The organism is Shewanella sp. SM32, from assembly GCF_025654235.1.
Lineage (GTDB): Bacteria > Pseudomonadota > Gammaproteobacteria > Enterobacterales > Shewanellaceae > Shewanella > Shewanella oncorhynchi.
In genome coordinates this window covers 1-10,955 of sequence record NZ_JAKKRO010000095.1, presented here as the reverse complement: position 1 = coordinate 10,955, position 10,955 = coordinate 1, and the positions used below count along the sequence as shown (strand labels likewise).

Sequence of the window (10,955 nt, the reverse complement as noted above, 5' to 3'; positions counted from 1 at the left end):
AACACAGCCAGCTAAATTTTGTCTCACCAGGGCAACGTCATGCACTGCAAGATGGCGCTATTTTAGCGAAGCGCAAGAAAGTGCTTGAGGCGGCGAAGGAAAGAAAACCGATGCGTTGGTCTACAGAGATCAGAAATTGTGAAGCGGTTGGCGCTGTAACACTCAACCCAGATAAGGCACCAGAAGAAGGCGTAATAAATGCAGCTTAATATTTAAACAAAGAGTGACAACTATCTTGAAAAACACCGGCCCCGCCAAACAACTACTGCCTGCACAGACCTTAGGACGTTAACAATTCAAAAATCGCCAATGAGGCGAACACTTCACCTGAGTAAATCGACTTACTTATTAAAGTTTTTAGAAAGTGAATGCAAATTACATGGGAGGAAAAAAAGACAAATGATTGACCGCCTATCGAGATAAATCTAACAAACAAAAAATCGTATCAGTCATTTAAGTATCAATAACAATTTAAGGCTTAACATGCTCAATGATGTCTTCAACTTTACAGTCAAAGTAAATACACAAAGCATCGAGTGTGCGCGTTGTTGTTGAATAATTAGTATTAGAAGACATTTTAGAGATAGCAGCCTTATTCACACCTGCAGCCGTAGCAACTTCATCAAGTGTGATTTTTCGGTTTTCAATTGATGATTTTTTAGCTATCAATTCTTTTAGGTTATATTTAATCATATTTTTATATCTAAATACTATAAAAAGTATCCTTGCAAGAAACTCTAAACAAGGTTAAATTGGTTTAAAGTTTCTTATGAGGATACAAGAATGAGTTTACAGCCAAAAACACTGCTTACTGCTAAAGAGCTTTCACTACTCATAAAATTCAATCCAGATTACATCAACAGTAAATTGAAGGACAAGGTTTTTTTTGAAGGAGTTCATTACATTAGGCCGTTTGGATCGAGAAAAATTTTTTATGTGTGGGAACAGATAGAAAAAGAGCTGTATCAACATACCAGATACCAAACTCAAAAGTTCATTATTCCTATGGCGAAGGGAGGTATTTGTCATGGCTAGTGTCAGATCCCGTAACCAAAAACTTTTTTTTGATTTTTACTATCAAGGTATTCGATGTCGTGAACAGACGTCATTAAATGATACCAAGCTCAACCGTAGTCGGTTAGAAGGTGTTTTACGCAATATTGAAGCGCAAATCCGATTGGATCGATTTGTATACTCAGACATCTTTCCTGATAGTAAACGTTGTGAGGATTTTAAAAAATATGATGAACAAATTAAGTTAGTTAAAGAAAGTGAACCAGAACCGACAGAGCATTTACTGTTAGACATTCCTACTTTTAGTCAATTTGCTGACGAATGGCTCGCCGAAAATAAAGTTCAATGGAAGGTAAGTCACAGTAAAAATGTATTTATGATATTTGAGCGTTATTTAATACCTACATTTGGGTCATATACCATGGACCAAATTACCAGACCTCAAATTATCAAGTACCGTGCGAGTATTATTGAACCTAAGCGGAAAACGAAACATTCAAAGAAGCTCAGTAACGACTGGATAAACCATGTGATTACGCCGCTACGTGGGATCCTAAATGAAGCGGCTTTGCGGTTCGACTTCCCTACTCCGTTTATCAATATCAAACCGTTAAAAATTGATAAGACAGCCATTGAACCGTTTTCACTGGCAGAAGTTCAGCTTTTCTTGTCGAGAGTGCGTGAAGATTTTCGCGACTATTATACAGTGAGATTTTTCACTGCTATGAGGACTGCTGAAATTGATGGGCTTAAATGGCAGTTTGTTAATTTGGACCGCAACGAAATTTTGATCCAAGAGACGCTTGTTGACGGCAATGTAGAGACACCTAAAACATCAGCATCATATAGAAGCATACAATTGTCACAACCTGTCGTTGAAGCACTAAAACGACAACGAAAAGTAACAGGGAGTAAGACTTATGTATTTTGCAATGCAAGTGGCAATCCTCTTGATCATCGCAATGTGACAAAACGTGTTTGGTATCCAGCATTAGATGAGATGCACCTAAAAAGAAGGCGACCTTATCAAACAAGACATACATGTGCGACGTTATGGCTAGCCGCCGGTGAAAACCCAGAATGGATCGCCAAGCAAATGGGGCACAGCACGACGAAAATGTTATTTGAAGTCTATAGCCGTTATGTACCCAATGCGACCAGACAAGATGGTAGTGCATTCGACCGACTCATTGAACACGTTAATTTTGATGCTATTCAGGAGAATTAAGATGAATAACCCTGTCTTTGTTTGGATAAATGACATCAAACTAAGTGCAAGCCTACCCACGGCAAACTGTGAATTTATTTCATCGAAACGCACCTTTAACGCCATTACATCAACTGCTGTAGCAAGGAATTGTTACATAAGCAATGGTCCTGCACTGATGGCATTATCTAATGACTACCAAGATAATATCGTGGTTTGTGCTATACAGTCGATATCAACTAGATGCACGAAAAGTCAATATCATCAATTGGTGAATTTTGTTCACGACCACAATGAAAACTTAGTCGGTCGTTTCCTAAGACTGATTGGCTTAGTGACAATGGCAGAATTCAAACCATTCATCGACTTCATTTTAGATAATGAGCGCGTACTAAGGCTATTCATGAATTCTGAAGCCAGTTTTAAGCATCATCACTGTACCCAAGGAGGTTTGTTTGAACATAGTATTGAAGTGGCCGAAATGACGTATCAAAACGCAAAGCATTTAGGGCATTCTGATGTTGAATGTCAGACTGGTCTGGTTGCTGCTCTATTTCATGATATTGGAAAAATCTATCCCGCTCTACAAATGAATAGTGACAAATACCATGCAGGCACTCATGAGCGTTATGCTTTTGCGCTATTGGCGAAACCATTAGGGGAACTCGGAACAATAAATAGCCGCGTTTTTTCAATGCTATGTGAGCTTCTAGCCGCAAAACCATATGGACATAAGACCCGATACCCAATTGAGCATGTATTAAAACAGGCAGACCGAACTTCAGCGGAATCTAACTTTGCAAAATTGCAATTTAAAGCTCTACCACCGCATTATTACTTTACTAAAGTAAATGGTAACATTATGTATTGACTAAACAATTTGTAAATTTTTATAAGGAAAGCGGTTATGAAACAAATCTATATAGGTCATGCACAGTATTTTGCAACAGGTGAAGGTCGAACTGATGTTTTTGCCTCTGGTTCTATTGAAGAGATCGTCAATTTCGCTGATCCTTTTTATGCTAAGGAGCTGACATTTTTTTCATTGGAGAAGATACAAGGCGCTTTCAAACTATTAGCTGATAATGATGAGTTTATCTATGATACAGGCAGAGAAGACTACCCTGTCTTATATTGCGCTTTTAATCTTCAATTCCATTTACCCATCGTTGCTAAAATGATTAAAGACGGAACAGGTCATATGGTTTTTGGTTACAAATTACATCTTAATTTTTCATAAAACCCACGCATATAAATGAAGATCTGCATAGTCAGATAGAAAAACGCAGGCTAAGCTCAATGATGGCAGTCGTTCATTGTAATGGTTCTACCACGAAAACCGACTCACGTGGCACCGAGATTTATAAGCATGATCAGCAAGTCAAAGCATTGATAAATTTACCAAATCACGTGCGGGGTCAATAGATCTCCCCCTTTATCTCGTACTTTACGATATAAAGCAGGGTCTACAATATTTTCATGCAAGCTAGGGGATAAAACCGGAGACAATGCCATACGTTCCTTTATAAATTTATCTCGACTATATTCACTGACATGTAACGAATAGCCATCTGTTTCTGGATATCCAAATTCGTCGTCTTCATATGCTACCCAAGCAACACAATAGAGCGTAAACGCTGATGAAACCGCTTGTTTTACCTGTTTTACTTTCTTTTTCTGATCTCTATGCTTCATAACATGAACTCCATTTACAAATACGTTTACTATAACTGCGCTATTTCAACGCGAGAGTATTCAACATCGCCATAATCTGATGCGTAAAAGCTTATAGCATCATTTATGGCTGCCAGACCTGAACTCAATTTTTCTTGGGCATGTTGTTCAATTCGTGCAATTGATGACTTTGAAAATTTATCTGGAGACGAGATCGCATATCCAAAATATCCCCAGCGCTCGACCTTAATCTCCCCTTTACAGTAGGTAAATTTAACTCTCAACTGTGGATTAGCGTTTAACTCTTTCGCTTTGCCACTCTTTGAAATGAGCACTATTTTTGAATAATTTTCATCAGTATATTCTGGTGTGAAAAATACGATCATATCATCAAGACCTGCGGTTCCAGCTTCAATCAGTGAAACCGCCAGCTTTTTGGACTGTTCAATTAATGACTGTGGGGCTGTCTCATATTTTGGTGGGACATATTTTAGGTTCCCCCAACGAGCGACCTTTACTTGGTCATTTTGATAGGTCAGTCGGATTTTCATGTCATGATTTAGCATTTGTTATCTCCTAGATAAGGTTCACACTTTGCTTTGAGGATCATCGCAGTGTGGCAGCTCCGTTTCGCAGAATTGTTACTATCAATGCCCAAGTAGTACCTTTCGTTAAAAAACAGTTCTGCCGCTAACTGCTCTATCCAGGGTGAGATTATGCTTTGTAAATTCTGTTAACATTTAGCTATTTTGTTCTTAAGTCGACTTAATGCGAGATTATTGATTGATATAAATCATCCATAATCGAATGAAATTCGTTCGACTGGATAGGTTTGTTAACCAATTTAACAATGTATAATCCGGCCCTGCTGCTCTATCGAACCGTAACGAGTTGCCAAGGCAATATCATTAACAATGGCACTGTATTCATCACGACATTCTTCCATGCCATTAACACCAATAGGATCCCAATCGCTCCACAAAACTTCGTCCACTTGGTCAAATAGCTCAATACAAATATTATCCCTTCTATCTTCGTTGACCGTGTTCAATAGCGGACTGGGTGCTGCTGTAGCCGCAAAGGAGAATAGCTCATCATCACTTTTCATTTTTTCAGTTAAACCGCACCAATATTGAATGAGTTGTGCTGCGGTGAGTTCAAGCTTGTCCATACCCTATCCTTTTATTAACGTTGTATAGTTGATACGACACTTTTCTAAGAGCAAATAAAATGATTCGTAGGATCAAGCAAATCGGTATTACGATGATAGACAAAGCCAACCAATTTCCCATGAGAGCTTGCAGCATTGTAATCAACACAGGCAACGTCGGCGCTTAAGGCCATTGGAGCAACATTTAAGGTGTAATGTCCAATAACAACCGGTATCGTCATTTTTGTATTCTGCAGTTCTGCAGGAATATCTATCTCTGGAATGTTTGCAACAGCCTCAGGCTGAACCTGAGCCACGTCACGGTAGGTCTTAGCGTCATCTAACCACCAACGGATCCGAACATGGGTTCGATAAGTTTTGGTTTTATCCATAAAGCCATATCCTTCAGGAAGTGGTAGCTCTGGTCCTTTCAATAGCGTTTCGACAATGCCATAAAGTGGTTTGTTCTTATCAAATACATCAAACCATGCCTCTGTACGCAAGCGCTGTTTATCATCCAAATATTCCGCTAATTTATCTATAGCGTGATAATCCCAACATGCATGGATAGCTCGGATGTCGCCAAAATCAATATATAACGGTAACTCCTTAAACCACTCAATCCAATCTTGATGTAGCTTACTGTTATCAATAACCTCGTTTAAGAAGGCGCGATGTTGTTTATGATTATTGTCGGTATGTGGACGCAGCCAATTATTGTGTACGGGGTGGTTTGTTGCCCAACCTACGGCATTCAACTCATGGTTTCCCATTATGCAGTGTGCATGTCCGCTATCGACTAACTGCTTAACCAAGGACAAGGTCTTTAACTGCTCAGTCTTCATATCGGGGTGGTTATCTATTAAGTCGCCGATAAACACCAGGGCGAGATCGTGAATATATTTTAACCGTTTTGAGCTAAATTTGACGGACGACATCGATTATGATCTTATGCTCTCTTTTTCTTATAGAGAGCATAAGAGCATGTACCTTGAAGCCTTCACATCACATTTCAACTCGATTGCTGACAGCCGACAATCTGCCAAAGTGACTTACCCGTTGCATGATGTATTGTTCGTCACTCTGTGTGGTGTGATTGCTGGCGCCGAAGGTTGGTCTGAGATCCACGATTATGCTGTCGGGCACCATAATTGGTTTAAAGAAAAGGGAATTCTGACCGAAGGTGTCCCTGTCGATGACACCATTGCACGTATTATCTCTCGTATCGAGCCGGAACAGTTCCGACTGTGCTTCGCCAATTGGATGCGAGCCGTCCATGAGTTGAGTGATGGTAATCTTATTGCTATCGATGGTAAAACGCTTCGAGCCTCATACAACCGTGAAGATCGGCGCTCAACCATTCATATGGTCAATGCGTTTGCCTGTGCCAATAAAGTGGTACTGGGGCAAGTAAAAACTGACAATAAATCCAATGAGATAACCGCAATCCCAGAGTTGCTCCAGTTGTTAGATGTGGAAGGAGCACTGGTATCAATCGACGCTATGGGTTGCCAGACAGAGATTGCAACGCAGATTGTAAATCAAGGAGGGGACTATCTACTTGCAGTGAAGGCGAACCAAGGTTGCTTGCATGAGGCAATCATTTCTGCTTTCAGTGAAGCGCGAAGCAATCCTCTTGATGGACTCGTTATCGAGAAAAATAGAGGCCGTATCGAGGCAAGAGCCTACTATGTAATGCCAGCAAACCAGCTCCAAGATAATTTTCCTAAGTGGATTAAATTGAACACATTAGGCATGTGTTTGAGTTATCGGCATACAAAAGGGAAAGAAGCAGAGCTGACCTACCGTTACTATATCAGTTCAGCCACACTCGATGAGCAACAGTTAGCCGATTCAGTTCGTGGCCATTGGGGTATTGAAAACAGCTTACACTGGGTGCTAGATGTCTCAATGAAAGAAGATAGTTGCCAGATTTACCAACATCATGGGGCAGAAAATCCCCCTGTGAATGAGATGGTGCACAGTGACATGGATAAACTCTATGCAGATAAAGGGTATATCAGTAAAGCGCTGTCCAGTGAATTGCTAGAGAAAGGCGTGAAGTTGGTGACGAACGTGCGTAAGAATATGAAAGCGAAGGCGATGTCTTTGTGGGATAGAGCGATGCTGTCGAGACGTTTCATCATAGAAACAATCAACGACCAGTTAAAAAATATCTCACAGATAGAGCACTCCAGACACCGCAGTGTACATGGTTTTATGCTCAATATGATTGCGGGATTTGGTAGCCTATCAATTGAAAGACAATAAGCCACAACTGAACCTCACTAACGCAGAGTTTAATGCTATTGCAGTTATGGCTTGTTAAACCGATCTCAGGTTATATAGGTTGTTAATCACTCTCGCCATGCATTATATGGCTGCCAGTTTGCTGCCCATTCTGGAACGTCCTTAGCCATCATAGGCCTAGCAATCGCGTATCCTTGCGCTAATTCACAGCCTAATTGCAATAGAGCAACGCCATGTTCAACCGTCTCAACTCCCTCAGCAATGACTTCACGATCAAACGACTTAGCCAATACCACAACACTTTCGACAATTGCCAAGTCTTCAGGATCAACCAACATGTCATAAACAAAGGTCTGGTCTATTTTTATTAAATTTGCTGGTAAACTCCTAAGGTAACTGAGTGAGGAATAACCAGTTCCAAAGTCATCTAACGCAAAATTAACGCCAAGCGCAATACATGCGTGCATGGTTTTTGATACCTGTATCAAATCACCTATAGCACTAGTTTCAAGCACTTCTAATTCTAAAGAACTAGTATCAATATCTGGATAAGCAGCTAATAAGTCGGCTAAACGAGTGACAAAATCATCACTTTGTAATTGAAGTGCACTAATATTGACACTAATAGGGATATCTAGCCCGAGAGTTTTCCATAGTTCAATTTGGCCAAGTGCACTACTAATCACCCATTCTCCGACCTCTATAACGAGAACATTATTCTCAATAATGGGTAAAAACTCATTCGGGCTAACTAAACCAAGCTCAGGGGATTGCCAACGGATCAATGCTTCAACACCAATTATCGTTCCCGTTCTCATATTGACCTTGGGTTGATAATAAAGAATAAACTCCTCATTTTTCAATGCATTACGTATTCCCTCCAATTTTTTATGCTGGATAACCATCGCAGTGTTATGTGCAGAATCAAATAAATGATAGCGGTTCTTTCCCTGTTGCTTAGCGACATACATGGCTTGATCTGCATTACGCATGAGTTGGTCTGCATCTGCACCGTCTTCAGGATAAATGGCAACACCAATACTAGCCGAAATATCTAATCTAATCCCATTGATATCAATAGGCTCCGATGCCGCCAGTAACATCCGCTCTAAAATAGGTTCACAATCTGATACCGTATTGATATTTTCTATCACAGCCACAAACTCATCACCGCCAATACGTGCAACCGTACATTCATCACGTAGTGCATCTTTTAGGCGGGTAGAGACAACAATTAATAACTCGTCACCAATAATATGACCATAGCGGTCATTAACTTTTTTGAATCTATCCAAATCCAAAAATGCAACTGCAACTAATGAGTTTTGCCGTTGGCCTCGAATAATCGACTGCGTTAAGCGGTCTGCTAATAACGTACGATTAGGTAAATTCGTTAACATATCATAATGAGCAATACGCTCTAGTTGTCTCTGATGTGCTTTAATCGCTGTAATGTCGTTAAATAGGGCAACGTAGTTTTGAACTACGCCATTATCATCAAGTACGGTGCTTATGGTAAGGATCTCAGGAAACACTTCGCCATTCTTACGTTTGTTCCAAATTTCACCGCTCCAATGGCCTTTTTGTTGTAATGTGGTCCACATATCAGCATAAAATTCAGGCAGGTGAGTTCCTGATTTCAGTATCCGTGGGTTTTTCCCTATCACTTCATCACGTGTATACCCAGTAATGCCAGTAAAAGCTGCATTAACCTCTATAATCACACCAGCTGTATCGGTGATGGCGATCCCCTCTTTGGCATAAGTAAACACATTGGCAGCAAGCTTACGTACATCTTCGGATTGCTTGGCTTTGGTGATATCTTGATATGTTCCTGACATGCGCATAGGTTTATCATTAGCAGTCCACTCAACCACCCTGCCACGATCGAGTACCCAGATCCAAGAACCGTTCCTGTGCTTGACCCGAAATTCTGACTCTAAATTATCGGTCTGACGCTTCAGACATTTATTGATCAGATGTTTAATATAATTGGCGTCATCTGGATGCATCAATGTCTGCCAGATATCAATATCAATAGATGCAAGCTGCTGTTGACCGTACCCCAACATCTCTGCGACTCTCTGATTGAATATAATCTCACCAGTTTGTAGATTCCATTCCCATGTACCGATGTTAGCCGCCCAGATCACTTCAGCATAACGCTGACTTTGCTCACGAAATTTCTTTTCAGTCTCCTCTAAGGTCTTTTGTGTTCGTATTTTTTCAGTAACATCTTGAACTAATGAAGTAACACCAATAACGTCACCACTATTATTAACGATAGGCGTATTATGCCATTCACAGATGATGATCATACCATCTTTTGTTATATTTTCATTGAGATTGATACTAATGGATTTTTCATTTCCTTTTAAAAGAGAATTACATATATTTTCAATCTCATCTTTAATTTTCTCTGGAACTAATAAATCTAATAGAGAATGCCCTCTAATTTCATTAGCTGAGTACCCAAATATATCTTCAGCTGATTTATTTATTTCAATACAATTTGCATCTTTTCCCCATGAAAGGTATCCTAGCGGTGTATTTTGTATATGATGAGATAACATCGATTCACTAATTTGTAATTTCATCGAAGTCGTGTTGCGTTCAGTCACATCGCGAATAAACCCCATGTAACCCTGGATTTGATCAACAGTATCTTTTATCACTATTCTAACGGTTTCACCAATAACGGTCTTGCCATTCTTGTGCCGATAATTAGCTTCATATGGTTTAACTTTCTCACCAGCGCTCAGATTAAAATACATTCGACCATGTCGTTCATATTCCGCATCACCCTCATAAATAATTGATACTTTTTTCCCAACCAACTCATCGTTACTGTACCCAAACATTTCAATAAAAGACTGATTTACTGAGAGGATAATTCTGTGCTCGTTAGTAATAATGAAACCATCCGTAGAGCAGTTAAAAATTGAGGAGAACAACTTTTGGGCATTAGCAGCTTCAATTTTAGCTTCATCTAGAGCTCGCCGTGTTTCTTCGCGTTCATCGAGCTCTCTAGGCAACCAATGCTTTATGAGATACCAAATAACCAGTATGCCTGCTGTAACATTAATTAATTTGAATATAATTAACCAAGATGTGGATAACAACAAATCATTAACTATTTTGGGTGTCAATCCATATAGAAAGTTGAAAAACAAACCATAATAGACACTTTCTATGATATTTTGAGCAGCATCAATACCTAGAAAAATAAGAGAAACAGAAACAACTCCACCAACGGTGCCTTTAATGCTCTTCAATTGCCTCATTTTCACCAGATAAATACCGCTAACAACTAACCATAAGATGGTTAACATCCAGTATGACACTGGTACAATAAATTCAAAAATATCCGTATCCTCTTACTTAATGACAACTAGGCGTACTCAAACTGAAAAGTAAAGAATCCGCCTTCTTAGAAGGCGGCTTTGACTTGCCCCTGGAAGGGGCTATTCCAAAAACTACATCATCTGCAACGACAATTGAGCCTCATGTTCCTGATCTTGTTTATCTTGATGGCGCACATATCGTCTAATGATTTCTTCATTAACACCTACTGTATCTACAAAATAACCTCTGGCCCAAAAGCTATTGCCCCATAGCTTTTTACGTACATAAGGGAATTTATTGAATAGCCTTATCGCA

General features: G+C 39.7%; 11 protein-coding genes and 3 pseudogenes. 7 read left to right on the top strand and 7 right to left on the bottom strand.

Going from position 1 to position 10,955, the window contains the following annotated elements; all coding sequences use genetic code 11:
- Positions 1–209: pseudogene (locus L5M10_RS22465) on the top strand (IS3 family transposase); the annotation flags it as partial.
- Positions 210–471: 262 nt separating this feature from the next.
- Here the strand turns inward: L5M10_RS22465 and L5M10_RS22460 are convergent.
- Positions 472–693 (bottom strand): helix-turn-helix domain-containing protein, encoded by a 222-nt coding sequence (locus L5M10_RS22460; protein ID WP_263255968.1) that lies wholly within the window; start codon positions 691–693, stop codon positions 472–474.
- A gap of 90 nt (positions 694–783) precedes the next feature.
- Between L5M10_RS22460 and L5M10_RS22455 the strand changes: the two genes are divergently transcribed.
- From L5M10_RS22455 to L5M10_RS22440, 4 genes are read left to right on the top strand one after another with little or no spacing between them, the layout of a single operon-like run.
- On the top strand, positions 784–1,035 hold the full coding sequence (locus tag L5M10_RS22455) for a hypothetical protein (RefSeq protein WP_208662595.1): 252 nt from the start codon (positions 784–786) through the stop codon (positions 1,033–1,035).
- On the top strand, positions 1,028–2,242 hold the full coding sequence (locus tag L5M10_RS22450; RefSeq protein ID WP_263255967.1) for a site-specific integrase: 1,215 nt from the start codon (positions 1,028–1,030) through the stop codon (positions 2,240–2,242). The genes L5M10_RS22455 and L5M10_RS22450 overlap by 8 nt, the downstream gene beginning before the upstream one ends.
- A 1-nt stretch (position 2,243) precedes the next feature.
- Complete coding sequence (locus tag L5M10_RS22445) at positions 2,244–3,092, top strand: HD domain-containing protein (RefSeq protein ID WP_263255966.1); 849 nt, start codon at positions 2,244–2,246, stop codon at positions 3,090–3,092.
- 36 nt (positions 3,093–3,128) lie between these two features.
- The gene (locus L5M10_RS22440) at positions 3,129–3,461 is read left to right on the top strand and encodes a hypothetical protein (RefSeq protein WP_263255965.1); all 333 of its coding nucleotides are present in this window, start codon (positions 3,129–3,131) and stop codon (positions 3,459–3,461) included.
- Between the two features lie 158 nt (positions 3,462–3,619).
- Here L5M10_RS22440 and L5M10_RS22435 read toward each other — a convergent pair whose 3' ends face one another.
- The 4 genes from L5M10_RS22435 to L5M10_RS22420 form a co-directional block, all read right to left on the bottom strand.
- Positions 3,620–3,916, bottom strand: coding sequence for a hypothetical protein (locus L5M10_RS22435; protein WP_263255964.1), 297 nt, complete (start codon positions 3,914–3,916; stop codon positions 3,620–3,622).
- Between the two features lie 29 nt (positions 3,917–3,945).
- Positions 3,946–4,461, bottom strand: a complete 516-nt coding sequence (locus tag L5M10_RS22430) for a hypothetical protein (protein ID WP_263255963.1) — start codon at positions 4,459–4,461, stop codon at positions 3,946–3,948.
- A gap of 278 nt (positions 4,462–4,739) precedes the next feature.
- The gene (locus L5M10_RS22425; RefSeq protein WP_263255962.1) at positions 4,740–5,066 is read right to left on the bottom strand and encodes a hypothetical protein; all 327 of its coding nucleotides are present in this window, start codon (positions 5,064–5,066) and stop codon (positions 4,740–4,742) included.
- Positions 5,067–5,110: 44 nt separating this feature from the next.
- Positions 5,111–5,983: a metallophosphoesterase gene (locus L5M10_RS22420; protein ID WP_263255961.1), complete on the bottom strand. Its 873-nt coding sequence runs from the start codon at positions 5,981–5,983 to the stop codon at positions 5,111–5,113.
- Between the two features lie 13 nt (positions 5,984–5,996).
- On the opposite strand from L5M10_RS22420, the pseudogene L5M10_RS22415 reads away from it, so the two are divergent.
- Together L5M10_RS22415 and L5M10_RS22410 are read left to right on the top strand one after the other, a co-directional pair.
- Positions 5,997–6,944: pseudogene (locus L5M10_RS22415) on the top strand (ISAs1 family transposase); the annotation flags it as partial.
- Between the two features lie 54 nt (positions 6,945–6,998).
- A pseudogene (locus L5M10_RS22410) lies at positions 6,999–7,374 on the top strand (transposase); the annotation flags it as partial.
- Positions 7,375–7,402: 28 nt separating this feature from the next.
- Here the strand turns inward: L5M10_RS22410 and L5M10_RS22405 are convergent.
- Positions 7,403–10,627: a PAS domain S-box protein gene (locus L5M10_RS22405; protein WP_263255960.1), complete on the bottom strand. Its 3,225-nt coding sequence runs from the start codon at positions 10,625–10,627 to the stop codon at positions 7,403–7,405.
- Positions 10,628–10,771: 144 nt separating this feature from the next.
- Positions 10,772–10,955, bottom strand: a 184-nt coding sequence (locus L5M10_RS22400) for a transposase (RefSeq protein WP_263255376.1), incomplete at its 5' end; no start/stop codon positions are given.